The sequence below is a fragment of the Pantoea phytobeneficialis genome (genome assembly GCF_009728735.1).
In the GTDB taxonomy this organism is placed as follows: Bacteria; Pseudomonadota; Gammaproteobacteria; order Enterobacterales; family Enterobacteriaceae; genus Pantoea; species Pantoea phytobeneficialis.
The window spans coordinates 1,922,785-1,947,976 of record NZ_CP024636.1 but is presented as its reverse complement, the minus strand read 5'-3'; the positions used below and the strand labels follow the sequence as shown (position 1 = coordinate 1,947,976).

Annotated in this window: 24 protein-coding genes; 1 reads left to right on the top strand and 23 read right to left on the bottom strand. The window is 47.6% G+C overall.

What is annotated here, in order from left to right:
* Nucleotides 1–19: 19 nt before the first annotated feature.
* The 5 genes from pdxY to anmK form a co-directional block, all read right to left on the bottom strand.
* Entirely contained in the window at nucleotides 20–883 is an 864-nt protein-coding gene (pdxY, locus tag CTZ24_RS09105; protein ID WP_200864673.1) for a pyridoxal kinase PdxY, read from the bottom strand.
* A 53-nt stretch (nucleotides 884–936) separates the two neighbouring features.
* Complete coding sequence (tyrS, locus tag CTZ24_RS09100) at nucleotides 937–2,211, bottom strand: tyrosine--tRNA ligase (RefSeq protein ID WP_208725361.1); 1,275 nt, start codon at nucleotides 2,209–2,211, stop codon at nucleotides 937–939.
* A 139-nt stretch (nucleotides 2,212–2,350) separates the two neighbouring features.
* A complete protein-coding gene (gene pdxH, locus CTZ24_RS09095) occupies nucleotides 2,351–3,007 on the bottom strand; it encodes a pyridoxamine 5'-phosphate oxidase (RefSeq protein WP_208725360.1) in 657 nt (218 codons plus the stop codon).
* A gap of 23 nt (nucleotides 3,008–3,030) precedes the next feature.
* Nucleotides 3,031–3,357 (bottom strand): MliC family protein, encoded by a 327-nt coding sequence (locus tag CTZ24_RS09090; protein ID WP_021185210.1) that lies wholly within the window; start codon nucleotides 3,355–3,357, stop codon nucleotides 3,031–3,033.
* Nucleotides 3,358–3,366: 9 nt separating this feature from the next.
* Nucleotides 3,367–4,488, bottom strand: a complete 1,122-nt coding sequence (anmK, locus tag CTZ24_RS09085; protein WP_208725359.1) for an anhydro-N-acetylmuramic acid kinase — start codon at nucleotides 4,486–4,488, stop codon at nucleotides 3,367–3,369.
* Between the two features lie 284 nt (nucleotides 4,489–4,772).
* On the opposite strand from anmK, the gene slyB reads away from it, so the two are divergent.
* Entirely contained in the window at nucleotides 4,773–5,240 is a 468-nt protein-coding gene (gene slyB, locus CTZ24_RS09080) for an outer membrane lipoprotein SlyB (protein ID WP_013508888.1), read from the top strand.
* Nucleotides 5,241–5,324: 84 nt separating this feature from the next.
* On the opposite strand, the gene CTZ24_RS09075 is transcribed toward slyB, so the two are convergent.
* The 18 genes from CTZ24_RS09075 to CTZ24_RS08990 form a co-directional block, all read right to left on the bottom strand.
* Nucleotides 5,325–5,945, bottom strand: coding sequence for a helix-turn-helix transcriptional regulator (locus tag CTZ24_RS09075; protein WP_208725358.1), 621 nt, complete (start codon nucleotides 5,943–5,945; stop codon nucleotides 5,325–5,327).
* Between the two features lie 156 nt (nucleotides 5,946–6,101).
* Nucleotides 6,102–7,097 (bottom strand): YcdU family protein, encoded by a 996-nt coding sequence (locus CTZ24_RS09070; RefSeq protein ID WP_208725357.1) that lies wholly within the window; start codon nucleotides 7,095–7,097, stop codon nucleotides 6,102–6,104.
* Nucleotides 7,094–8,026 (bottom strand): ACP S-malonyltransferase, encoded by a 933-nt coding sequence (locus CTZ24_RS09065; RefSeq protein ID WP_208725356.1) that lies wholly within the window; start codon nucleotides 8,024–8,026, stop codon nucleotides 7,094–7,096. The genes CTZ24_RS09070 and CTZ24_RS09065 overlap by 4 nt, the downstream gene beginning before the upstream one ends.
* Before the next feature lie 9 nt (nucleotides 8,027–8,035).
* Nucleotides 8,036–9,403, bottom strand: coding sequence for a hypothetical protein (locus CTZ24_RS09060; protein ID WP_208725355.1), 1,368 nt, complete (start codon nucleotides 9,401–9,403; stop codon nucleotides 8,036–8,038).
* Nucleotides 9,403–10,167, bottom strand: coding sequence for an outer membrane lipoprotein-sorting protein (locus CTZ24_RS09055; protein ID WP_208725354.1), 765 nt, complete (start codon nucleotides 10,165–10,167; stop codon nucleotides 9,403–9,405). The genes CTZ24_RS09060 and CTZ24_RS09055 overlap by 1 nt, the downstream gene beginning before the upstream one ends.
* Nucleotides 10,168–10,171: 4 nt before the next feature.
* Nucleotides 10,172–11,491: an ABC transporter permease gene (locus CTZ24_RS09050; protein ID WP_208725353.1), complete on the bottom strand. Its 1,320-nt coding sequence runs from the start codon at nucleotides 11,489–11,491 to the stop codon at nucleotides 10,172–10,174.
* Nucleotides 11,492–12,145 carry a hypothetical protein gene (locus tag CTZ24_RS09045; RefSeq protein WP_208725352.1) on the bottom strand — a complete coding sequence of 218 codons (654 nt, stop codon included), beginning with the start codon at nucleotides 12,143–12,145 and terminating at the stop codon, nucleotides 11,492–11,494.
* Nucleotides 12,129–12,836: an ABC transporter ATP-binding protein gene (locus CTZ24_RS09040; protein WP_208725529.1), complete on the bottom strand. Its 708-nt coding sequence runs from the start codon at nucleotides 12,834–12,836 to the stop codon at nucleotides 12,129–12,131. Before CTZ24_RS09040 ends, CTZ24_RS09045 begins: the two co-directional genes overlap by 17 nt.
* A 22-nt stretch (nucleotides 12,837–12,858) precedes the next feature.
* Complete coding sequence (locus CTZ24_RS09035) at nucleotides 12,859–13,839, bottom strand: ATP-binding protein (protein WP_208725351.1); 981 nt, start codon at nucleotides 13,837–13,839, stop codon at nucleotides 12,859–12,861.
* 18 nt (nucleotides 13,840–13,857) lie between these two features.
* Complete coding sequence (locus CTZ24_RS09030; protein WP_036626922.1) at nucleotides 13,858–15,075, bottom strand: beta-ketoacyl synthase N-terminal-like domain-containing protein; 1,218 nt, start codon at nucleotides 15,073–15,075, stop codon at nucleotides 13,858–13,860.
* A gap of 4 nt (nucleotides 15,076–15,079) precedes the next feature.
* Nucleotides 15,080–17,599, bottom strand: coding sequence for a beta-ketoacyl-[acyl-carrier-protein] synthase family protein (locus CTZ24_RS09025; RefSeq protein WP_208725528.1), 2,520 nt, complete (start codon nucleotides 17,597–17,599; stop codon nucleotides 15,080–15,082).
* A 10-nt stretch (nucleotides 17,600–17,609) separates the two neighbouring features.
* A complete protein-coding gene (locus tag CTZ24_RS09020) occupies nucleotides 17,610–18,785 on the bottom strand; it encodes an aminomethyl transferase family protein (protein ID WP_208725350.1) in 1,176 nt (391 codons plus the stop codon).
* A 30-nt stretch (nucleotides 18,786–18,815) separates the two neighbouring features.
* Nucleotides 18,816–19,100 (bottom strand): phosphopantetheine-binding protein, encoded by a 285-nt coding sequence (locus CTZ24_RS09015; protein ID WP_208725349.1) that lies wholly within the window; start codon nucleotides 19,098–19,100, stop codon nucleotides 18,816–18,818.
* A 19-nt stretch (nucleotides 19,101–19,119) separates the two neighbouring features.
* Complete coding sequence (locus tag CTZ24_RS09010) at nucleotides 19,120–19,668, bottom strand: 3-hydroxyacyl-ACP dehydratase FabZ family protein (RefSeq protein WP_208725348.1); 549 nt, start codon at nucleotides 19,666–19,668, stop codon at nucleotides 19,120–19,122.
* A gap of 3 nt (nucleotides 19,669–19,671) precedes the next feature.
* Nucleotides 19,672–20,427, bottom strand: coding sequence for an SDR family oxidoreductase (locus CTZ24_RS09005; protein ID WP_208725347.1), 756 nt, complete (start codon nucleotides 20,425–20,427; stop codon nucleotides 19,672–19,674).
* A gap of 21 nt (nucleotides 20,428–20,448) precedes the next feature.
* The gene (gene acpS, locus CTZ24_RS09000; RefSeq protein ID WP_208725346.1) at nucleotides 20,449–20,817 is read right to left on the bottom strand and encodes a holo-ACP synthase; all 369 of its coding nucleotides are present in this window, start codon (nucleotides 20,815–20,817) and stop codon (nucleotides 20,449–20,451) included.
* A 16-nt stretch (nucleotides 20,818–20,833) separates the two neighbouring features.
* Entirely contained in the window at nucleotides 20,834–22,492 is a 1,659-nt protein-coding gene (locus CTZ24_RS08995; RefSeq protein WP_208725345.1) for a ShlB/FhaC/HecB family hemolysin secretion/activation protein, read from the bottom strand.
* Between the two features lie 55 nt (nucleotides 22,493–22,547).
* Nucleotides 22,548–25,091, bottom strand: coding sequence for a two-partner secretion domain-containing protein (locus CTZ24_RS08990; protein WP_208725344.1), 2,544 nt, complete (start codon nucleotides 25,089–25,091; stop codon nucleotides 22,548–22,550).
* Nucleotides 25,092–25,192: the final 101 nt, after the last annotated feature.

The window sequence follows — 25,192 nt, the reverse complement described above, 5'->3', positions numbered from 1 at the left end:
ATCGCGCCGCGACGGGCTGTTACAGTTTTTCCGCCGCGAAATGCTGCGTCGGTTGCGCAATGGCATCCTGTGCCGCCACCAGTTGCAGTTCGTACTCGCCCATTTCATGGGTTTTCAGCATAACTTCATACACCGCTGCCGTGACGTGCTCCAGCGCATCACGCAGCGACTTGCCGTGCAGCAGATCGACCAGCAGCAGCCCGCTGGTGAGATCACCGACGCCGACCGGCTGACGTACGCCAAAATCGACCAGTGGGCGGTCGATATGCCAGCATTCATCGGCAGTGACCAGCAACATCTCAAAACGGTCGCTGCGACGTCCGGCACGCGCCAGATGTTTCACCAGCACCACTTTTGGTCCCTGAGCAATCAGCTCACGAGCCGCAACCACCGCCTGTTCAACATTGGCAATGCTGTGCCCGCTCAGCATCTCCAGCTCCAGCAGGTTCGGTGCAATAATATCGCTGGCCGGGAGCGCCATTTTGCAATGAAACTCCGCCACACCCGGCGCAACAATGCAGCCTTTTTCCGGGTGCCCCATGACCGGATCACAGAAGTACCAGGCATTCGGGTTAGCGGCTTTTACCTGGCGCACAATCTCCAGAATCTGCTCACCCTGCTCGGCGGAACCCAGATAGCCACTCAGCACCGCATCACAAGTCTTCAATCGATCGATAGCGGCGATGCCCTGCACAATATCGGTCAGATGGGTGGCTGGCATCACGGTGCCGGTCCAGTGGCCATACTGCGTGTGGTTGGAGAACTGCACGGTATTCAGCGGCCAGACGTTGGCACCCATACGACGCATGGGAAACTCTGCCGCGCTGTTGCCAGCGTGGCCGTAAACAACATGAGACTGGATTGCGAGAATATTTTTCATTATTGCCCTGTACTGCCTTGCCATAAAAAAAGGGCCGGAAACCGGCCCTGAATTGCTTACTGCCAGTTAATCAGGCAGTAGTGTTTTTTGCCGCGACGCAGCAGCGTGAAGCGCCCAAACAGTTTGTCGCTGTCGCTGAAACGGTATTCGGCGTCAGATTGTTTTTCACCGTTCAGAGAAACCGCGTTCGAACCGATCATGGTACGTGCCTGGCCGCGTGAAGGCACCAGCTCCGCTTTGACCAGCGCCTGTTGCAGGTCATCTTCGGCGGTCAGGTTGATGGTCGGCATACCGTCCTGTGCCAGCTGCTCGAAATCCGCTTCGGTCATATCGCTCAGGCTGCCAGAGAACAGGCTCTCGGTAATGCGTTTGGCCGCAGTCAGGCCCGCATCGCCATGCACCAGTCGTGTTACCTGCTCTGCCAACACGTACTGCGCGCGAGGTGCGGTACCGCTGTTTTTGTCGGCTTCTTCCAGCGCATTGATCTCTTCAATGCTCATGAAGGTGAAGAATTTCAGGAAGCGATACACATCCGCATCTGCGGTGTTGATCCAGAACTGGTAGAACTTATACGGACTGGTTTTCTTCGCATCGAGCCACACCGCGCCACCTTCGGTTTTACCGAACTTGGTACCGTCAGACTTGGTGATCAACGGCACGGTCAGACCCCAGGTCTGCTGCTGGTGCAGGCGACGGGTTAAATCGATACCGGAGGTGATGTTGCCCCACTGGTCGGAACCGCCAATTTGCAGCACCACGCCATAACGCTTGTTCAACTCGGCAAAGTCATAACCCTGCAACAGGTTGTAGGAGAATTCGGTGTAGGAGATACCCTGATCTTCACGGTTAAGACGCTGTTTGACCGCTTCTTTGTTGATCATCTGGTTCACAGAGAAGTGTTTACCGATATCACGCAGGAAGGTCAGCACATTCATGCCACCAAACCAGTCATAGTTATTGGCGGCGATGGCGCTGTTGTCGCCACAATCGAAACTGAGGAATGGCGCGACCTGATGGCGGATTTTCTCCACCCACTCGCCCACGGTTTCAGTGGTATTCAGTTTACGTTCTGCTGCTTTAAAGCTGGGATCGCCAATCAGACCGGTGGCACCACCCACCAGCGCGACCGGTTTATGTCCGGCATCCTGAAAACGTTTCAGGCAGAGCAGCGGCACCAGATGGCCCAAGTGCAAGCTATCAGCGGTGGGATCAAAGCCGCAATAGAGTGCAATTGGCCCTTGCGCCAGTCGCTCTGCTAACGCTTCCTCGTCCGTTACCTGGGCAATCAAGCCCCTCTCTTGCAATTGTTGTATCAGGTTACTGCTGGTCATCACTGACTCCAAATTGATCAGACTGCACCTATGCTGGTACACAGCTTTCCGCTGATTTGCGGAAGTGAAAAAAATGAGGGCTATAGCATAAAGCGCTGACGCCAACTGCGCCAGCGTTGAAAGGGGTTAAAACGCAGTTTTACGGGGCGAGACGGTCGATTGACCAGCCATTGTCCTGACGTTGATAGAGGAAGCGATCGTGCAGCCGATGTTCTCCCCCTTGCCAGAACTCCATCGTGTGGAATTTAACCCGGAATCCGCCCCAGAAACTCGGCAGGGGCACTTCACCTTGCTGGAACTTCTGCTTCAATTCGAGGAACTTGCCTTCCAGCACGCCACGAGCGGAAATGCGGCTCGACTGCTTCGAAACCCAGGCACCAATCTGGCTGTCACGCGGACGGCTATGGAAATACTTCAACACCTCCAGTGCCGACAGTTTCTCAACTTCGCCCAGCACCATCACCTGACGTTCAAGATAGTGCCACGGGAAGTGCAGCGAGATGCGCGGATTGTCCGCCAGCTGCAACGCCTTACGACTACCGAGATTGGTGTAAAACACCATTCCTTTGTCATCGTAATGCTTGAGCAACACGATGCGCTGATAGGGTTGGCCGCTGCTGTCTACCGTCGCCACCGTCATGGCGGTGGGATCGGGCAGTTGCGCGGCACACGCCTGTTGTAGCCAATGTTCAAACAGCGCCAGAGGATCCTCTGGCAGATCTTTACGCCGCAAACCACCACGGGTGTATTCACGACGCAGGTGGGCAATATTTTGCAAACTGTCACTGTCGCTCATGCTGTTTACTCTTTCTTTAACGATTACTGGGCGGAACCATCCGCATTCTGCAATTCGCAGTCATTAATCACAATTTTATCGTTACGCTCGATAAAAGCGCCATTCCCTTTCGACCAGAAGACGTAAGTGCCGTCACTGTAGCGCGTACCGGAAGCGGCAACGGTTTGGGTCAAGGTCAGCGCTTTGCCATCAAGAATAAAACTGACCTGCTGACGCGGGTTATCCAGGGTTACGGTTAGCGGCAACGTACCGCAACGGTAATGTAACTTTTGCGGTGCTTCGGCGGGTTTATGCATTAAACCACAACCGCTCAGCAGCAGTACGCCGCCCACTAAAATCGCCTTTTTCATCCTGACTCCTTAACGTGTCTGCCGGGAATTGGCCGGATAGATGGCACCCAGCACGCTCATTTCGCGCGCGCCAGTCACCGCCGGTAAATTGCCCGGTAAGCCGGACAAGGTGCGGAACGCCAGCCAGGCAAAGGCCAGCGCTTCCATATCATCGCCGCTGATACCGGCCTGGTCAGTGGTGTTGACCTCCGTACCGGGCAGCATTGCCGCCAGACGGGCCATCAACAGCGGGTTACGGCTGCCGCCACCGCATACTAACAGGCGATCGCAGCCATCATTCAGTTGTACCTGCTGCGTAATGGTCAGCGCGGTGAGTTCGGTCAGTGTCGCCTGTACATCCTGCGCAGCCAGTGCCGGGAAGCGTTGTAATTGTTGCTCGACCCATCCGAGGTTGAAATATTCGCGTCCGGTGCTTTTTGGCGGCGGTAAGGCGAACCAGGGATCGGCCAGCATCTGATCAAGTAGCGCCGGGACCACCTGCCCACTGCGCGCCCAGGCGGCATCTTTGTCGTAGGGCTGGCCTTTGTGACGCCAAATCCACGCATCAATCAACATATTACCCGGCCCGGTATCAAAGCCGCGCACCGCATGGCCTGGCAGTAACAACGAGAGGTTGGCAATCCCGCCGATGTTCAACACCATGCGCCGCTCAACGCTGTCCATTAATAAAGCCTGGTGAAACGCCGGTACTAACGGAGCACCCTGCCCGCCCAACGCCATATCGCGGCGGCGAAAATCCCCGACCACGGTCACGCCGGTGGCAGCAACAATTTGGTTATTATCACCAATCTGTAAGGTGTTAGGCGCATCACTTAACGGCTCATGCCACACCGTTTGTCCGTGGCAACCTATTGCCATGATATCGCTGGCCTCCAGCGACTGCTGGCGCATCAGGGTTAATACCGCTTCTGCGAACAGCTTACCCAGACGGTTATCGAGCTGCCCCAATTGCGACAAGGTCAGAGATTGTCCCTGACAGATCGCCAGCACCTGCTGCCGCAAATCTTGTGGTATCGGATGACAGTAGCTCGCCTGCTGCGCCACCATATGTTCATCGATCGCCGCCAGCACCACATCGACACCGTCAAGACTGGTACCGGACATCACCCCGATATAGCGTCCTGATTTCATAACTTTTCCTTACTCGCCTACGAGCAAATGATTCATCTTTGAGTAGCCTGGCAAATTACGCAGGCTAATTCTATGATTAAATTCCGCTTTTTAAGCACATTGCGTAGCGCATTCCAGGTTAAAATATTTCGTGTTCAATTGAATTTTTGTTGAGATGCAATGGTCTATGCTTCGCCTCCAACCGCGTATTATCCGGACGAAGAGTCAATTGCCAGTTTTGTGTCTTATACTCTGTGCAGAACAGGATGAGAACACGGCACATTTTTGCATGAAGGAGCTTTCTGATGATTAAGCGTTTTCTGGTCGTCTCCCTTGCCGGCTTAACGCTGGCAGGTTGTGTGAGTAACGACACCCTTTCTGGTGATGTCTACAGTGCCAGTGAAGCGAAACAAGTACAGAGCGTTTCTTACGGTACGCTGGTTTCCGTTCGCCCGGTCAAGATTCAGGGCGGTGACGAAAACAATGTTATTGGTGCCATCGGTGGTGCCGTATTAGGTGGCTTCCTCGGTAACACCATCGGCGGCGGAAGCGGCCGTAGCCTGGCAACCGCAGGCGGTGCCGTGCTCGGCGGTGTAGCTGGCCAGGGCGTGCAGAGCACCCTGAATAAGAGTGACGGTGTCGAACTGGAAATCCGTAAAGATGACGGCAACACCATCATGGTGGTGCAGAAACAGGCCGCCACCCGTTTCTCTGTCGGCCAGCGTGTTGTGATGGCATCTAACGGCAGCCAGGTTACCGTGTCACCGCGCTAAACCCGCGCGTAGTCGATCAAGACACCCTGCCAGAATCCGGAAATGGACTTCATTTCCGGATTTTTTATGCCCGTAAGGTTGACACTAGTGCTGCTGCGGCAGCATATGAAAGATAATGTCACTACCCATTTTTTTCTTTAACGTCGATTTATGGATATAAACACTTTTCACGCTACAACCCAGTAAGGTGGCTATTTCGTTCACAGTACTGCCGTTGTATATCATCTTTAACACATGCATTTCTCGTTCAGTTGCTGCCGGAGCTTTAATCCGCTTAGTCCTGCTGCCACAGAGCCTGTTTTTCAAATCGGCCATAAAACAATCCAACCCCGCATCGGTAGGAATAACAGCTTTGATACTGGCTGATTTCCGCCACCAATAATGCGCAATCGCCATCATTCTTCTGTCAGGGATCAGAACAATTTCCATGCCACACGCAGAGAAAACCGTTAGCCACTCATCATTAATGAATAAACCGAGATGTCTCAGTGAGAAATCAACAATCAGAGTGTCCTCACTCAGCTCACAGCCATTACTTTTAAAAACTAACTCATGTAATGCCAGTTTTAAATAATCATTACCTTCAGGCCAAAGTACTAACTTTTTATCCGTACAAAACTCTACTTTAAATGTTTCGTCGTGATGCACACGACAACCAAGCCGACATCCCATGCAGCTCAGCGCGTCAACGATCCTATGTTCCAAAAAGGCTCACCTCATCCTTGTGTTACCGCCGCTCCTGTTCACCGGGGTAAATTACGCAGAGTGGTGACTGTTGAGAAATAAGATTCCTCTCAGAATATTTTTATTTACCTTTTTAAAGATTTCGCCGATAGAATTACCTACTTCTGCTGATCAAGATCAAAGATTACGTTTGTTAAACGCTTCATAGCGAAAGTACATATCACAAGCCATCATAAACTCATGATGGTATTGCCACCAGGTATGCAAAAAGCAATAACCCATACAAGGTAGAAAACAGAACAAAAAGTACCACTCAAAACGGATTTGCCACTGCAACAGGCTAAGTGCTGTGCTTACCGCAACAATCCATACCGCCAGAATGAACAACACTATAAGAATTCTGATGATTAATGGCCGCGAGGATAAACGACTGAACGGAACCGATTTTGAAAAGAAGAAGTCGATTTCTTTTAAGAAGATACGCCCCAAAAATACATATCTTTTGGATATACGAGCGAATGCTAAATTTATCGCCAGGACAATAGTACAAAGAATCAGCATAGCCACCATCAGTCTTATGGACAAGAAACCCTCCCGCAAGGAAAAGCCTTCCTGCTGTGCTAAAGGGCTAACTGAGATGACATTCAGTAACGTGACAGTGAAGAGACAGACACTAACATACTGATAAAGGTGTCGGTATTTCACACCTGGTGTAGCAGAAGTCAGCACCTGACGAATATACACTGGTCTGAGCCATCTGAATACCAGGTAAACAATGCAAGATGAAGTAATATAAAAACAAAGAACCGAATACATCGTTGCAGGCAATGACAGCCAGCCAGTTGCAATAATCCAGAACATCCATAGCATAAGCGTACTGATGATTACGGGACGGGAGACAACATTCAGCAACTTACCACAAGGCTTCTCAGAGAAAACATTTACATCGACACGACCAATAACACAGCTATACGCCCAAAAAGCCTTGAGGTCATAAATGAAATTAAACAGCACGATAGCCAATAATGCGCTGACCGGCCAAACATTGTGCTGCGTTAATTGATAATCATTATTCTTCCAGTAAAAACCCACAACGACCAGAATCACAGCGAAGAAAAATGGAATAACTCTCTTATCCTGAAAAGAGATAAATTTCTGATAATCTGGAATCATAAGGCACCAGTAATGGTTCGACAATGTTGCGTCATTTTCGATGTAAAACCGGGAAAATCCTTCAGCATATGGCCGAGGTAGGCCTTGTTACTGACCTCAATCAGCACCGGTGTTAATGGATGGCTTAATAAGCGCGCCATCGAATCGGTCCACTTTACGGTATGGGTTAAATGCAGCGCCAGATTGTGTTTAATCTTCTCCGGTTCGTATTCCGCACAACCCGTCACATTCATCAACATGTCGAAATCTGGGCGTTTAATCTCCACCGCCGCTAAAAAATTGCGCATTTGCTTTACCCCTTGCGCCATTAAACGGGTATGCCAGGCTCCACTCACGCCGGGTTTGAAAGCATCAAAGCCATGCCGGGCCAATAGCGGGACAAATGCCGTGAGCGCAGCGGATGTCCCGCCAATAACCTGTTGATGGGGACTGTTGTCGCAACTGACATCCAACTCAATATCCGAACGCGCAATCAGTTCAGTCATTGTGTGATAATCGATACCCTTCACGACATACATCGTCCCACTATTTTCTTTGCTTAATTCGTGCATCAACTGTGATCGGAAATGGATTATTTTAAACAAGTCCTCCAGGGAAACAGCCTTCGCGGCATATAACGCACTGTATTCGCCGACACTATGACCGCAGCAACCCACTGTTGTCTCGACATTGAGTTTATCAAGCAACAGAGTATACAGCGTTACATTTATCGCCGTGACCGCCACTTGCTGGCAAGGTGTTTGCACCAATTTATTCATTGGACCTTTTAAGCAAAGACGACGAATATCCATCTGCGAAATATCGCTCGCACAATCCCAAATCTGCCGTGCTTGCTGATTGATATGCCATAAATCAGCCCCCATCCCGATAACCGGATTGCCCTGCCCCGAAAACATAAGCGCGACAGCAGGCGCGTGTTTATCATCCATAATAAGACCTTAAAATGTATAATTAAAACCGATATACGTTGCGAGTGTCTCGCCAAACAGACCGAATTCGCTATTGTTTTTTCCAGCCATTATATAAACCCCGGTGTAAACCTCCATCTGGTTATTTAATGACTTAAGCTGTCTGATATAAGTTATTCCTGTCATCGAACTCTTATCCATCAGGTTAATGGCCGACCAGGGCTGTAGACGATCTTGCTCATTAAGAAGAATAGTGGCATAGCTGTTGATATAATGTTTCCCCAGGAGGTTACCGTTACTGCTGGCGTTATAGATCTCGGAAGCCATTAAATATTTATAGGCGTCAAATGCCCTCTCCAGTGAAGGATAGGGCGTTTTCTGACTAAGAAAATTGATCACATCGGTCTGTTTTTTCCATTGCCGTGCCGAATAGCCTTCGCTCTGAAAATAATAGCCAATGCCAAAGTGGTCAAAACGCTCCGTGGTATATTGGACTCCCAGCGCCAGCTCCCAACCTTGCTTTTCTCTGGTGTGATAAAGTACATCTGGAAAAACATAATTTTGTAACTGCTCAGCCTTTGCCTCATCCAGATGTCGCCATCGCTGTTTGCTGTGCAAAGCCAGTTCGCTATTGAAGGTGAGTTGTTGAGATAAATTATAACTGTTTGCCAATGCAATCATGTTTGCATCACCGAACATCAGGCTGGCCGACGATGTATGATCAGCAAAACGGTAATCGGTATAGGTCAACAAATAACGATCGCGGCTGTTTGAACGTTGGGTTGCTGACCAGTTAGCAGAAGACTCATACGTTTTACCCGCCTGCGCCAATTTTGGCGCGATGGTAAGTGACAGCGAATTATTTTCGTTCGTCTCAGACAGCTCAAATCCCCAGGATGATTCCGCCCAGACCTGATTCAATGCCGGATGGTATATTCGTGTCGATTTAAATCCACCACCGTAATTACTTAACAGATTCGCTGGAGATTTAAGGTAAAATAAGCCGCTTTTGTTACTTATTTTTCCCGCCTCCAGCCTGACGGTATCAGACAGGTTATAGGTCAGGCTTAATCGGTCAAACAGTAATCTCGCCCGTTGATCATCTTGCTCAAAGACCCCGCCATCCCTGACTGGATAATAAGTCAGCCCATACAGTGCGACATTCAGCCTTATTTGCTCATCCACGAATAAACAGCGATTGCTGTATTTCACCACCAGGTCGGTATAACCATTATCAGTGCGCCAGGGATCGTTCCCGCCAATCTGCCAGCTCGCGGGTCTTTTGCGCACCGCAGACATCTGACCGAATAACGCCATATCAGCGTCAGACAGACAGGCTGACACCCTTTCTCCAGGCAGCATCGCGAGAGGGAGCACCAACCAGCGCAGAGAAGACATCAAAGATCCCCTCGCTGAATAGACTCACGGGTGAACTCTGACGCTGGCAACGATTCGTACCTGAGATCGCTGTATTCCATAACCGAATAACCGTTGCCATGACGGGTATCAGTAACGACAATTTGTGCCGGCCGTACCTTGCCCAGCAACGGTTTATAGTCGCGGTACTCCACCTCTTTCATCAGTTTGTCATCAAGCGAGTAATAAGAGGCTTTATACGGACGATAGCTCCCCTTTTCGACCAGGTATTTCACTTTCGGCCAGGTCACTTGTGATGACTTACGTTGCAGATCCAATTGGTAGCAAATATGAACACCGCAAGGCTGTTCATCCAGCAGCCTTGCGTTATAAGCATCTTCAAAGTTAGTGACAATGACATCGCCATTTGCGATCTGCCCTAACAACCTTTGCTGTCGGGAGATCGGAACAGGACGACGCAATTCCGGCGTGTAGAACCATAGATCATACCAGTCCGACAGCATCACTTTGCCTTTATCGCGCGCTGGAAAGATAAAACGCACCAGCGACCGCGCTTCAGCCTGACGATTACCCTCAGGTTTCAGAAAGCGCATGGATATATCCAGAATCTGCTTATTTCTGGGTTCTGAGCTCCCTGAAGGGTATTCCAGTACCGTCACCGTGTAACGAAAGGGGTTATCCGGTGAACGGATAGCATCCGACAGCCGGATAATATCCTGTGCAGACTCTCCCCATGTGGCAGTCGATATAAAAAACAGCAGCGATAAAGCGGTACAACCTTTCATACAATCATCCTTGAGCTGATTTAAATGCATCAGCAATATTGAGTCGTGATGCTCTCAACGCCGGTAATAACGTTGCCAGTGATGCCGTCAATATTGGCAGCACCAACGTAATCCAGATCAACTCGACATTGTCGGTTTTAATAAAGGCGTTGTAGCCTTGCGTCTGACCCGGTGACGGAGGCATGGCAATCCCTTGTAGATTAATCATGCCCGCCAACGTAAACCCGATAAGCAGACTAAATATTGCCCCGATTCCACCCATAAAGGTTCCTTCCAGTAAGAACAAACGGGTGATATGAAATGGCCTGAGTCCCATCGCCCTTAAGGTGGTAATTTCCCGTGTTCTTTCGAGAATGTTCATAGTCATCGTATTGCTGATCATAAATATAACGATCAGGCCAACAATGACCTTGATAAAGAAATAAATAGCCGACAATAACCCTTCTACCTGCTGATAAAATAACGACAGCGATTTCCAGTCTTTAACAATCAACGGTAAATGATGATCATTAATGTATTTTTCCAGCTGACGACTGAACTCGACAAGGTGACGTTCATCTTTCAGGAGAATAACAATTTTGCTAACGCCATCCGTATCCATTAATCGTTGTGCTGTGGTTAGCGGTATTTTTAATGCGACATCATCATAATCTTTAATGCCCGAGGAGAATACGCCACGTACCTTAAGTGATAATGCCCCTTGCCCACCGTGGCTATTCACCGTCAACATATCCACCCAATCTGCGTAACCCGCATTAAGAGAGGTTGCCAGACCACTGCCCAGCGTAATCTCGTCATTTTTAATGCGTGAAAGATCGCTGCCGGAGATCAATGTATCAAAAGAACCCAGTTTTACGGCAGGGAGAGGTTCCAGGCCAAATGCAGAAAAGTAACTGGATGCCTGGTGTTCATATTGCGAGACGACACCGGAAAACTCCAGTTGACCGGCAATAGTCGCAATATACTTTGACAACTCATCATTCTGCATAATTCCAGCCTTCAACCCTTGATAATTTTCAATGATACTTTTGCTTTTGTTCGAAGAGGAAAAATATGTTCGATCGTAGAGCTGAACATGACCAATATTTGTACGCACCGTTTGCTGTTGTAAAATCCAGAAGGCGTAATCAATAAAACCACCATAAAGAAATATTGCTACGCCACCCAACGTGATAGCAAACAGCGTCGAGAATGACCGCCTTTTATGTCTTAAAAGATTTAAGAACGCGAATTTTGCATCTTGCAGGGTGAAAATAAGACTATATATGACAAAACTGAACACCATTAAAATAACCGTACTGGTCAAGATTATAGCCAAATTCATTTATTCACCTTTCACCAAAGGCATTAAAATCTGAGCCAGTTCATGAGCATCCCACTCCGGTGTGCTGTCAGTGCCCAGTGCCAATAACTTTCGCTCACTCAGGGTGCCATTCTGCATAGCGGTCAACAGCGCATTGGCGCGTGTATGATCGCGGCAACTGGATAATGCCCGATAACGCATAACATTAATTTGCGCCTGAATTGCGGCATCGAAGGCTTTCGCTTGCCGCAGTAGTATCTCTGTATCCTGTAATGTGACTACACAGCGCCCAAGTTTCGCTGGCAGATACGCATCAACTCGCGCTCTTAAATACCGCAGACGAAAGTTTGTTTCATGTGTGTCTACCGCTTCGTCGAGATAAAAAAAACCCAATTTGGCGTATTCAGAAGCATTAACATAATCGTTGACTGCTTCAAAATGATTTGCCAACCGCAGCAGGGCATAAGAGTGAAAAATCAGTGCGACCGCTTCGTGATGCTGCTGATAGTCATCGAACAAAGCACGGCTGACTTTTAATAATGCATCAGGCTGGTCGGGAAGGCCCTGTTGTATCACCTTCTCCACCGTGCGCACAGGCGCAGCTATTGCCCCTCCCGGTTGAGCCACTAATAAGCCGGCAAAAATTAGCGACATAACTTTAGCGAATAGAATCACTGACTAACTCCCCATCCTCGATTTCTATAACGCGTCTGGCCCGGTCTTTAAGTTGCGTTGAATGCGTTGAGATAATAAATGTGGTGCCCGTGTCCTGGTTAATCCTTAATAACAGATCAAGAATTGCATCGCCGGTTGCCATATCAAGATTTCCGGTTGGTTCATCGGCTACCACCACATCCGGCTGGTTTGCTAATGCTCTGGCAATGGCCACGCGTTGCTGCTGACCGCCAGAAAGTTGCCCCGGTTTACGATCGCCTAACGCGCGGATGCCTACGCTATCGAGATAATGCCATGCCAGTTCTTGCGCGGTTTTCCTGGGGAAATGGCCATTAAGAATTAATGGGTAATAGACATTATCAAATGCACTTAACACCGGAATCAGATTAAAAAATTGAAAGATGAATCCTAAATGCCTGCTTCTGACCGCAGAGAGTTGGTTTTCATGCAGTTCATTGAGCGATTTATTGAGAAATAGCGTTATTCCGGCATCAGGCTGGTCAATCCCCGACAGAACATTTAATAGCGAGCTCTTGCCGCTACCGGAAGGCCCACAAAGCGCCAGGAACTCCCCTTTTTTGATTTCAAGATTAACATTTTTTAGTGCATCAACTTTGTTTTCAGCAAATCCGTAGCTTTTACACACATCAATCAATTGTATTGCCGGCAAGGCTCTTATGTTATTTTTCATCATCATTCCCTGATGCTGTCGATTAGTAACGGGTGTCAAACCAGTTATAACCACCGAAATTATCGGGAACCAGGGTGCGCATTTTTCCGTGCTCCCTTGCCTGCTGCTCAAGATATATCCAGCTTAATGCGGGCGACAGGCAGCCGCTGCCGCCATAGGTATCGATAAGATTAATGACATCAAAAACCGAGCTGTTGCCATTTTTTAATAATTCCTGCTCCGCCGCCCCTTTCCTTAACCCAGAAAAAGAAAACAGGTTAATATCCTGATGATTTTCAACCAATTGCCTGATCAGTTTTCTGTTGTCATCAGGAATTGAGTACCCACCACAATTAACGCTCAATTCTGCTTCCCGACGACTAAAAATAAAGCATCCCACGCGCTCAACCGACAAATTCATTACACCGCTTTCCCGTCTGTTTTTTCCCTTTTCTGGGCAGCGAATATCTTCTTCAGAAAACACCAGCACCGGTACTGCCCGATAAGCCGCGCAGATCACCACATAATCAAACACCTGCCAGTTAAGATAATCCTCTGCAACCTGCATTGCTTGTACCAGAGACTGTTTTTCCCCTCTGATTTTGCAAGTGAAGTCCGTCACCGAAAACTTTTTCACTAAGTTCTTTGGTAATGTATCGATCGTTGCTGTATGTAATGCACTGGAAATATCCTCAAAGGGGGCCGATTCTCCCCAGCTATCGACATATATAAACGCCGTGCGTGACTTGAGTAATAACATGCGCTCCCGTGCCGTTAATTTCTGCAATGCTGCTTCAGAAACCTGCTCCATAGCATCGATATAAGCTTTGTAAGGCGGCGTTCTGATCATTTCTCTAATATAGGCATCTTTATGCGTACCAAAGCGTCTGAACCCCCATGCGTGTGAACCGGTTGATTTCAGCGCCTGTTTATACAGATGAGATTCCCATACGTTTAACCAGCAAGGATAGTAAATATATATACCGTCCTGTGGTTCCAGCATAGAGAAAGAAGATAAATACATACGACATCCCGTCTCTTATTACGCGTCCATATCACACATTGACATCACCAGCGCGATAATTGAACCATCGACACCCAGTCCCGTTTTCAGCAGATGATGTTTATTATGTTTTACCGTACCTTTATTCAGCCAAACATGTTGCACCATATTTTCGCGTATGACTGACTTACCAGTTGGTGAAATCAACTCGCCGCTGCATAAGCTATAGTGACCGATAATTAAATCGATAATGCCCGAACCGGTTGGGTTATAACCTATCTGTCCTTTATAGGCGAGGACAGGAAGCGCATGTTCCGCCAATAAAGTAGCGAGGGCCTGCGCTTCGGCTTTATCCGTCCCCTCCGAACCATTGCCGTGCGGCAGAATCGCGCATAACTGTTCGTAACGAATTCCGGCCTGTTCCATCACCTTATTCATGACTTTCATCAGGTTAACGCTGAGTTGCCCGGCGTCATTCCCTCTGCCTGAAGTGATTTGCGCGTAATCAGACGTCAAGCGAACACCTCCGGTCAGCCCACGCGCATGCCGGTGCCTGACGCTTTCCAGAACGATGCCGCTTTGCCCTTCCGCAAATAACACACTTTTGCTGGCTTCCCCAAAAGGTTGCGCTTCCTCACTTTCCAGCATCGACTGACCGGCAAGAAAAGCGATGTCCTGAGTCGTAATCTGCGAACTATTCACTACCACTACCAGGTCAATATCGCCACTCGCAATCGCCTGAATCGCCAGGTGCACCGCCGCCAGTGACGAGTTGCTGGTACACTGCAAATTGGGCGGGCTGAATTTAAGACGATATTTCTTTGCGATCTCATGCGCCAGTTTGTCCTGACAAATCTCAGCCACATGTAAATGTGTGATGGATTTATTGAGCGTCACGTCTTCAATATCGTTGTGATCATAAAAGGTTTTATAATCGATCACATCAACCCGCGGTCCCAGTCCAGTCAGATAGACTCTGACGTTATCCCCTGACAGACAATGCGTATCGAGCATGGCGTGTTCCAGTGCTTGCTCAATTAATTGACATAACTGCTCAGTCAGACTGAGAGGATTCGATGCCAGCCGGGCAACTGACTTATTTTCTTTTATTCCACATCTCATAGCAGCCTGCTGAGTCGCGAACCAATTTGTCTTAGCCGCACATTTTCCCTGCCTGAGCTTCTCAATTAATTCTTTGCTGTTCTCCGCAAATGCCAGCCTTGCACTATAGCCAGAGATAATGGTGGAATTATCCAAAATATTATCCCTTAATGATAAACGCTGTGAAGTTGCCACCTTCATTAGCACCTACCAGCAGCACCAAACCAATCTTTTGCTGCAACGGGGTACGAACAAAGTTAATACGCTCATCACAGAACGTTTCTGTATAGGGAATTGCCGGGACCGCTTGCTTTTTAATACAGTCGACAATCACCGCCAGATTCAATAATGCTGCACAAGACTCAACAAAACCAAAGAAAGCATTGTAGTTAACCACTGGCACCTGCGGTTTATCATGGCGGAAAATGCGTTCAATCGCGTTGAGTTCCACCTTAACGCTCTCCGCTGCGCCATTTGAGGTACCGCAAACCAGGTCAATCTCTCCCGCTGACACCCCGGCATCAGAAAATGCCTGTTGAATAGCCAGAGTCATTGCATCGGCCTTTTCATCTATCTGCTGCGGGTCAAAATAGCTGTTGCCGTTAGATTTCCCGTAGCCAATGATTTCTGCCTGAACGCCGACATGACGTGCCAAAGCCGCATCGAGATCTTCTAATAGCAGCATGCATGCCCCTTCTCCGGGGACAAAACCTTGCGGATTATCGCCGTAGATCTGGTATTCACAGGCTTCTGACTTCATCTGAATTTTCTCAGTCACCGCATCCATATAGAGCGACATAGAAGGGAAATATTCGTCAGCCCCACCGACCAGCACCTGTGCCTGCAACTGCTGACGGACCATCTCGTAGCCATACGCCAGGGCACCCAGCGCGGCGTTTTGTCCATTGGCCAACGTGGTGGTATAGCCCTTGATACCTTCGGAGATGCCACAGAAGGTGGTGATCGCATTCATCAACGATCCAGGGAACTCAGACGTGCGCACTTTACGAGGGTCCGGCTTCAGGCTCTGCAAATACTTGTAGGTTGTCTCCTGTGGACCACGCGACATTCCCATCACCAATCCCAACGCCTCACCGTCGCGTTTGATCTTGCGTTGTGCCTGATTCAACGCCTCAGTCAGAGCGATGAGCGCGAAAGTACCGGCGCGCGTCGCTTTGCGGGCATCGAAGCGGCGAAGATGCTTACGCGGTTCCAGGTTTTGTACCTGAAAGGTTTTAAAATTGGGTTCGTTATGCGGTGCGGTAAACTGGCCGGTTTCGTGAAGAACATCCAATAACTCTCTGGCTTCGGCCAGCGTATCGTCATAAAAAGCCACCGGGCTTAACTTGACGGCTTTTTCCTGCGTCCAGCAATGCTCAAGAATTTCGTTGATGCTATGGCCGATGGCTGAAACTGCACCGATGCCTGTAATAGCAACGCGTTTCGCCTGATATGAGGTCACCGGCGTCGTCCCCGCCCGAGTACTGACAATCATGCAGCAGTTATTACCACCGAAGGCATAATTGTTTTTCATGAAAATCGTCACGTCTTTTTCTCTGAATTCGTTCGGCACATAATCCAGATCACAGTTGGCTCGCGGTGCAGTGAAATTCAGGGTCGGTAACAGATTTCCTTGTGGCAACGTCACCAGACATGCGATCAATTCAACAATTCCGGCAGCCCCGATATTATGGCCAAGGAAAGATTTGGTCGAACTGACCGGTAGTTGCTCAATGCGCGGAAACACCTTCTTCATCGCCAGCGTTTCGATGCGATCGTTGGCTTCGGTCCCGGTACCGTGCAGGTTCACATAATCGATCTCATCGGCGGTGATACCGGCGTTCTGCAACGCTTTGTTCATCACCTGAACTGCTCCGCTGGCGCGCGGGTCCGGGCCGGTTTCGTGGTAAGCGTCGCAAGAGGTGGCATAAGAGAGAATTTCACCGTAGATAGTGGCCCCTCGGGCCAGCGCGTGCTCATACTCCTCAAGGACAATGGCTCCCGCGCCCTCTCCGATCGACATACCCGAACGGCCTGAAAAAGGCGAACACGACTCAGGATGCATGACGTTCAGAGCATAAAATCCGGCAAACGTTGGCAGATAAATCGGCTCAGTACCCACTGCCAACATGGTTTTATTTTTGCCATTTTGAATAAGATCAAAGGCGATACCAATGGCATTAGGGCTAGCCGTGCAAGCGGTGGCAACCAGTTCCGTGCCCCCTTTCAGGCCAAGCAGCGTTGCCACGCTGGCGCAGCATGAAGAGAAACCACCGGAGTAAATGGCTTTCTTCAGCGAGAAATCATGCATGCGCTGTTCAAACAGCGGTAAAAACGCCTCGGTTCCGGCGGAGGAGACACCAATCACTAATCCGGTGTTGTCCAGGTGGGTTTGATCATTAACCAGCCCGGCTTGCGTTAATGCATCTTTGCTGACCTTCCACGCCCACAATGAAGCGTTATCCTGTGTTTCCAGGATATCGCCCGGGATCGCGGAATAATCGATGGCATGAAGAATTTCCGCCGCGCGGGCGTTTTCAAACCATTGCGCAAAACGCAGACTGTCAGTAACGCCACATTGCTTATTCAGCAATGCCTGCCTGAAATCAGCAATATTATCGGCCAGGGATGACAATATGCCCATCCCGGTGATGACCACTCTTTTTCTGTTTGTCTTCATCATGAATTCACTAAACTTTTATGCCTGACAGTGCGCTCTTGGGCTTGGTTGTGTCGATAAAACTGTGTTCGGTTGGATTAACCAACATACTGAAGTTATATAAGAAAGGGAGATTATGCGTAGCGGCATTAATATCACCATGCGCCGTGCGAATAGCAAAGCCGGCAATATCTGACCAGGCATAATCGCTATCAATCAAAGCCAGTGCAATATAAGATTTTCTTGCTGGTGAATAACCCCCTTTTATAATTACACCAACTACTACACCATCGGCCAGCACCTTATCGTCAGCCGTGATATCACCACCCTCAACGAGCGGCACCATACCCACTAATTTCCGTTCTGCCCCCCTACGGGAAAATTCTTCAACAGCCGATTTACCAATGAAATTTTCTTTATCGTATTGAATCGCCCACTGCATCTGTAATTCCAGTGGGTTGCAGCTATAGTTTTGATAAATGGATGCATCCCAACAAGGATTTTCAATCCGCACCAGCTCTTGATAGTCCAGACCAGCAGCCTTCAGTTGGTACTTGTCACCTTTATCAAGCAATTGTTGCCAGACTCCAACCAGTTGCTGTTGCTCACCGACCAGCAGATAACCATACTCACCGTGTCTGCCACAGCGAAAAGTGATTAAGCCATCATCAGTGCTCATATATTCGTGGTACGGCAAACCAATAATATCAAAGCCATAGATTTCAGCGAGCAGTTCCCAGGCGTAGGGTCCTTCCAACAAAACAGCGCCCCACTCTTGAGTGTCCATCGCAGTGATTTCTGGCACGTCCTGAATATCCAGATCGACTCTGTATTCTAAAATTACATTGAGCCGTTCAATGATATCGTTAACAGAAAGTGACTCAGAGAGAATATAGTACCCTTCATCAGTACAAAGAATGTAAGCGTCGCCCCAAACAGTGCCATCTTCATTCAACAGCAAGGAATAAATACCCTGTTCATCGCGTATGACGGAGACATCTGCCGAGGCCAGATGGTTGACCAGTGACCATGCATCATCACCCATGACACGCACAATCGACATATGTGAATAATCTACCAGTAAGGCGTTTTCTCGTACTGCTTTATAAGCCTCCACCTGGGAGGTGTAAGACAATGGCACTGATTTACCATTGTAAACGCCCATTACTGCGTTCTTCGCCAAATGCATTTTATAAAGAGCGCTCATAAAATAACCCGTATTAATTAAGTAAGAAAATTAGTGATGCTGGTTCTGCTGCAATACAAATGAAGCCAGACTGTTAATGCTACGCATATAAGACGGGTCTTCACCTTCACCTGGTCGAATGCCAAAGTTCTTATCCAATAACACCAAAATTTCGGTAGCGTCGACTGAGTCCAGTTTTAGTCCGTTGCCGAATAAAGGGGTGTCATCATCAATTTGCGCCACATTTTTCTGTATATGCAGACGTTGAATGATCTCGGTCTTAATGGTGAGTAAAACGGCTTTACGCTCTTCAATATTTTCTTGCATCGTATTCATCTGTGTTCACCGTAATGAGTTATTTTACTTCCCGATAGTTAATAATTACGCCCTTGCTTATCAGTTTCTTGCCAACATGAGCAGAAACCGCATAGTGTCTGAAGCCATTGCTGTCTGAAAATGAAAGTTTACTGCTGACCTCAATCGTATCCCCAGGCCGGGCAATATCTTTAAATTTCAAATTTTGTGCAGCGAGCACACCACGCACCTGACAACGCCGTGTCCGGATGATTGAACGCAAATTTTCGTCTGTAATTTTTGCATGAATATCCCGTAACGTTCTCATTTCTTGCTGATATCTCTCTTGCCAGATATCGCAAATGTCGGTCAAAAAAGAGAAGTACTCACTGGCCTGGCCGAATATCTCTGCAATAAGTACCCCTGGCATAATAGGGTCTTCCGGGAAGTGCCCTGCGATATAAGGTTCATTAAAGGTCACATGTTTTATTATTTTTATGTAACCACTTTCACCATGCTTGTAATCATCGATCCTGTCGACCATGATAAGTGGCTGACGCCAGCCACCCATCTCGAGAAATATCTGTGAAGGAATAGTATATTTCGACATAAGTCACCGCATCACCAGGCCACCATCGATAACGATGGTCTGGCCAACAATATAACTGGATGCTGAGGAGCTTAAGTAGATAATGGTATTTGCCACCTCCTCACACTTCCCCAGCCGCCTCAGGGGGACGGAGGCCGTGACATCACGCACCACAGTACGTGATACTTTTTTCACCATTTTAGATTCAATCATACCTGGCGCTACTGCGTTGACTCTGACCCCTCTGGGTGCCAGCTCCGCAGCCAACGTACGGGTAAAGCCAAGCAGTGCAGCTTTTGATGCACTGTAATTGCTCTGTCCGACGCTCGGAATAAGTCCAGCAATAGAAGCAACATTGATTATTGTCGCAGTCTCAGCAGCTCTTAATAACAAAAGCGCTTCTTTCGTCAGAACAAAAGTATTGATTAAATTGGTATCAATCACCGTATTAAAATCATCATTATCCATTGCTGCGAAAAGTACGTCTCGCACAATACCGGCGTTATTCACCAGCACATCCAGCTTGCTGATTTGTGCGCTCAGATACAGGCATAACTGCTTCACTGCTTCCTGATTCGCAAGGTCACACTGGAGAATATGCAGGCGTTCTCCCTGTGGATGCGTATCTTTGAGCTGCTGTAGATCTGCTGCGTTGGATTTATACAACGCATAGACATGGCATTGCTGCTGCAAAAAACCGGCGCAAATGCTCAAACCGATATCACCGCTGGCACCGGTTATTAAGACGTTCTTGTTGATAAGATCATGATATTTATACATAGCTGGAATTCGGTTTATAAATTAAGTCAAAATTGTCACGGCAATCGCGTACAAGCGACAATGCGAAATACTCAAGGTTATGTTTGTAAATCCTTTTTCAGGAATAACTTCCTTTAATCGGCCATGCAGCTTGAAGTAAGGCGCGCCATTTTCATCGTGACTAATTTCGGCATCATGAAAACAAACTCCATTGCGAAAACCTAACCCCGTCGCTTTGACAATGGATTCTTTTGCGGCCCAAAACCCTGATGCTCTTTCATAATCAGGATACTCAACGCCGATTTGTGCAATTTCCTCATCAGTAAAAACACGTTTCAGAAAAGCCATTTCTGTACGTAAAATAGCATTCTTAATCCGTTCAACTTCAACGATATCCGTACCAACAGACATGATCATTCCTTGATAATTAAAATTGATAAGAAATATTAAGATTAAAATTTACTTTGTCGGCATTGACAGACTGTGGATAGAGTAAAGGTTTAGATAATGACACATCATAACCCAACGCTTTAATACTGCCTTTCAAGCCGACTGTCGCACCCAATAACTGTTGATAATCAATCCCGTCACGTTGGTTGTTTCCTTTGAAAATAGCACCAAAGTCCGTACCCAGATACCATTCCAGGTTTGAGAATCCCGTAATAAAGTTGAGCGTATTTTGGCTATAGATACCCTTATCGCTGTAAAGCCCGGCACTATTTTCGAATCCGCGCACATTCCAACGGTCGCCAATGCTAAACTGGTCCTGCAAAGTTAATGCATCTGGAGAATACTGTGCACCTAACCGAAGTTCATAATAGGCGTCAGTCCATAACACATTAACTAACCGCGTATAATTAATATCCAGGTTTAGAACATTGCTTTGTTTACTGACATCACCGGATTGCATATCAGGCGTTTCCTCGGCGCCCAACCACGGGAAAAACCGCTGATAAGACAAGGTGGTGTCAAGTATCGCACCTGGCATATTTCTCTTAAAATTAATCCCTAAACGCAGGTTAGTCATATTGCGCTTTTGCAACGCCAACTCAACATCTTCTAACTTATAAGCCACGTTCCTGCGCAATAGTTCAGCGCTCAGCGCCACCTTCTTATCCCGATCACGGTAAACGGTTCGTGCGGCCTTTAAACTCAGGCTCTCGCTATCGCCAATATAATTGAATCCATATGGACCAATATTAATCAGTTGCCGGGAATGGCTGTTGCTGTAAAAGATTTCATAATCCCAATAACCATAAGGTATTGAGTAATATGAACTGATGCTGTTATATCGCCCCGATTTACGATCCGCATTTGTGGTGCCTGACAACCAGAACACATCATTCATCTTGCTGAGGTTGTAAAGATAACCTGCACCACCGAGCAAATATTTTCCTGTTGCCTTATCACCCCAGTTATTTATCCAGGTTCGTGCGTTCCAGTTTGTCAAGCGCCCGGTGCTCATCACCACATTACTGTAACCTGCCTTACTACCAGGTTCGATATTGATTTCGATGTTTAACCCAGGAACTTTTTGCAGAACTTCCACACCCTGTTCGATGTCCCTGACATTAAGGATCTGCCCCGATGTAAAGGGTAATATCCATTTTCTGATATCGTTATCTTTTATCAGGATGTTTTCAATCCTTCCGGGCACAACATCGACGACTAACTTCCTGGTTGCCAGATCCTGGCTGGGAATCTGTATACGTGTAGTCACATAGCCCGCGTTAATATAATAATCCTGCAATGTATTTGCCAGCGTCTCAATCCCTGCTGTTCCCAGGCAACGCCCTGCAATCTGCGATTTTATTTTTTTAATGTTGGCGTCATTGAGAAAATCATTATTTATAATTAAAGCATCCAGTTCTACACAGTTTTCCTCCGCAGGAAAATCTATACTATTGATGACAGAACCTTCCACTTTTGAATAAACGTCTTTCTTTACCAGCTTGTTCTCCTGACGGGTGCTATTTTCAAGATCTTGCTGCGCTTTAACCAGGCGATTTAAATCCACTTCTGCTGCCACCTGCTCGCTCACGCCCAAAATAAGAGACGTCAGTAATGGTCTGAGGGTATTTTTCATAACATTTTTTTCGGGATAAAAGCAGCATTCCTGCTGCTTTTATCCGGCTTAATGATTACAGCCCTACGACTTTCCCGCTGTTAATAAGAGTGTCCGTTTCCAGTTCCAGTCCCTGACGACCACCCATGACTGCTGAATTGCCTTCATTATAAACGCGTTTACCTGTAATGCTGGCATGGCCTTCAGTAAACATATTACCGGAGTTATAAACCGTTTCGGTAGCACTAACCGTTAGTTTTAACCCAGCCACCATGTCTTTAAAGTTGTATACGGCGGATTTAGCGTAAACCTGGGTTTCGTTATCTGAATAAATGGTATTCCTGTTGTACAACACACCCGCAGTGTTAACGCTGACTTTCTGCTTACCGGTGATCCAACCGTAATTGGTAAAATTATTGGCTACATTCAACGTCAGTGCGCCATCCGCAGCAATGATACCGGTTGCATCATTATCGATGATGCTACCGCTGCTGGCTAAAGACAGACTACGGGTATCGATAGATAAATCGCCTGTTGAATGGATGGTCGAGTAATTGCTGCTCAGACTTCCAGCTTTAATGCTTGATGCACCCGCGCCAATCAGCATACTGCGGTCATTATACAGCGCACCGGTTATCGCCAGTGTCAGAGGGGCATGCTGCGCAATAATACGGCTGTTGTTATTGTTTAAAGTATTGGCAGTGATTTCTACACCACCATTACCGATCATCCCACCTTTCTGGTTTGGCATGCCAAAATAGAGCCCCCAGACGTCACCAAAATTGTTGCCGTTCTGATTGGCAACAGTGCCACCCGCGTTTATGGTCAGTTTCTTTTGCGCCACGATAAGTGAAGTATCATTGTTCACATCATGAACCGCATCCAGACTGATATTCTGTCCCAACAGCAAGCCGCCACTGTTATTCACATGCCGTGCCCGGATATTCACATCACCATATTCAGATGAAATGATACCAATGTGGTTAGTAACATCGCCGGTCAAATCAATATCAACCCCTGTCTGACCAACAATGCTGGATTGTGCATTGCTAAGAGAAGCCGCCTTAATTGACACACTTTTCTTAGTCGCAATCTTACCATTAACATTGTTAACATTAGACTTTGTCAGGAAACCAATATCCCCTGCTGAAGCAATCTGACCATTACTGTTATTAAGGGCAGCAACCGAAATCTGAATGCCCCCCTCACCCGCAATAATCCCCAGTGAATCTGAGCTTGCGGCATCCGCAGATTTGGTGCCACTGTTAGTGAGTGTGCCCTTTGAGGCATCAATTTTGACATGGCCGTTCGCACCACGAATCAAACCCGACGTGTTATTTACCGAGCCACTGGTAGAAATATCCACATCGCTGTATGACTCAATCATACCGTTATTATTACTAAGATTGGATGATTCGGAACCGACGTAAAAGCCTTTAATTTGGCCATTATTGTTATTTAATGCACCGGTTTGCAATACGACAACACCCGCTTCGATCCCAACGCTATTACCTTTACCATAGTTGGTCAGGGTCGCATTATTGGTGTTCATTGCCAGGGTTCCAGCCGCCGCGACCTTACCATTAACATTGTTAAACTCACCGCTACTGATATATATATCAGCACCAGACATAATATTGCCCGCCCGGCTGTTGTTAATCCCGTTTTTATTGGTATCTATCGATATCGTTTTATCACTGACGATTTTACCGGTAACATTTTCAAGCGCACCTTTGGTTTTTACCGCGATGGCTCCTGTTGATTTAATCTGAGCTGAGTTGTTGATCAGACGGCCATTCGTATCAATCTGAATGCCGCCACTCCCCGCAGCCAGCACACCTGCGTTACGCACACCGATACCATTTTCGGTGCTGATTAAGTTAATCTTATTGGCGTACATACCACCAAGTTTAGCGACATCAATACCATAACTATTTCTTCCACCGCTGGCATTCACTGTGCCCGTCACCTTATTTGACGTATCGACGTAGTTATTACCCGCAATCAATGTGAGTTCCTGGCCTGATGCATTAATATCACCATTAACTACGATGGAACGCGCCAGTATCGCCGTTGGCGAATCACTGGTTAAACCGTTTGTCGTAATAAGACCACCATTGACAGAGTATCCGTGTAATTCACCGTTATTAAGGTCTGCTTTGCCGGTTGTCATGGTGACTTTATCGGTATTGATAAAACCGCAGCTATCACAACTGATACCATTTGGGTTAGCAATGATCAAATGGGCTTTATCTCCGGCAACTTCCATCTGGCCATTCAGATTACTTTTATTCTTTGATGTGACTTCATTCAGAATGACTTTTGCTGTTCCTGAGGCTAAGTTGCTGTTCCCGGCAATCTGACCTGCCAGAGAAGTGTTCGCACCATTCTGGCTATTGTTGAAAATCAAACCTTCTTTGCCAACATTCAACTTGTCATAAATGTTATGCGATATGCCATTGCCGTTAGCCCCATTGATATTGACTACCGGCACCCCATTAGCCATGTTGATGTTACCATTGGGCATGCTGAGGTCGGCAGCATTCACCATAACTGGCAGGGCCAGCAAAATCGCTGAGGCCAATGGGCTGAACTTCATTAAGCCTGTCTGAATCTTCATTTTTACCTACTGTATAAGTGAGTGTGACTATTAACGTCAAAGAGGTGTATGCGTGTGGATTGCTCATATTATTGAGCAAGCAAAAACATGCCTCTGAAATT

Bases quoted from the DNA above. Each gene is read 5' to 3' on its own strand.
- acpS (WP_208725346.1), bottom strand. From the start codon at position 20,817: ATGTCTGTTGGTACGGATATCGTTGAAGTTGAACGGATTAAGAATGCT.
- CTZ24_RS09035 (WP_208725351.1), bottom strand. From the start codon at position 13,839: ATGTATTTATCTTCTTTCTCTATGCTGGAACCACAGGACGGTATATAT.
- pdxH (WP_208725360.1), bottom strand. From the start codon at position 3,007: ATGAGCGACAGTGACAGTTTGCAAAATATTGCCCACCTGCGTCGTGAA.
- CTZ24_RS09040 (WP_208725529.1), bottom strand. From the start codon at position 12,836: ATGAAAAATAACATAAGAGCCTTGCCGGCAATACAATTGATTGATGTG.
- CTZ24_RS09005 (WP_208725347.1), bottom strand. From the start codon at position 20,427: ATGTATAAATATCATGATCTTATCAACAAGAACGTCTTAATAACCGGT.
- CTZ24_RS09025 (WP_208725528.1), bottom strand. From the start codon at position 17,599: ATGAAGACAAACAGAAAAAGAGTGGTCATCACCGGGATGGGCATATTG.
- CTZ24_RS09065 (WP_208725356.1), bottom strand. From the start codon at position 8,026: ATGGATGATAAACACGCGCCTGCTGTCGCGCTTATGTTTTCGGGGCAG.
- CTZ24_RS09090 (WP_021185210.1), bottom strand. From the start codon at position 3,357: ATGAAAAAGGCGATTTTAGTGGGCGGCGTACTGCTGCTGAGCGGTTGT.
- anmK (WP_208725359.1), bottom strand. From the start codon at position 4,488: ATGAAATCAGGACGCTATATCGGGGTGATGTCCGGTACCAGTCTTGAC.
- CTZ24_RS08990 (WP_208725344.1), bottom strand. From the start codon at position 25,091: ATGAAGATTCAGACAGGCTTAATGAAGTTCAGCCCATTGGCCTCAGCG.
- CTZ24_RS09050 (WP_208725353.1), bottom strand. From the start codon at position 11,491: ATGAATTTGGCTATAATCTTGACCAGTACGGTTATTTTAATGGTGTTC.
- CTZ24_RS08995 (WP_208725345.1), bottom strand. From the start codon at position 22,492: ATGAAAAATACCCTCAGACCATTACTGACGTCTCTTATTTTGGGCGTG.
- tyrS (WP_208725361.1), bottom strand. From the start codon at position 2,211: ATGACCAGCAGTAACCTGATACAACAATTGCAAGAGAGGGGCTTGATT.
- CTZ24_RS09070 (WP_208725357.1), bottom strand. From the start codon at position 7,097: ATGATTCCAGATTATCAGAAATTTATCTCTTTTCAGGATAAGAGAGTT.
- CTZ24_RS09060 (WP_208725355.1), bottom strand. From the start codon at position 9,403: ATGTCTTCTCTGCGCTGGTTGGTGCTCCCTCTCGCGATGCTGCCTGGA.
- slyB (WP_013508888.1), top strand. From the start codon at position 4,773: ATGATTAAGCGTTTTCTGGTCGTCTCCCTTGCCGGCTTAACGCTGGCA.
- CTZ24_RS09010 (WP_208725348.1), bottom strand. From the start codon at position 19,668: ATGTCGAAATATACTATTCCTTCACAGATATTTCTCGAGATGGGTGGC.
- CTZ24_RS09055 (WP_208725354.1), bottom strand. From the start codon at position 10,167: ATGAAAGGTTGTACCGCTTTATCGCTGCTGTTTTTTATATCGACTGCC.
- CTZ24_RS09015 (WP_208725349.1), bottom strand. From the start codon at position 19,100: ATGAATACGATGCAAGAAAATATTGAAGAGCGTAAAGCCGTTTTACTC.
- CTZ24_RS09020 (WP_208725350.1), bottom strand. From the start codon at position 18,785: ATGAGCGCTCTTTATAAAATGCATTTGGCGAAGAACGCAGTAATGGGC.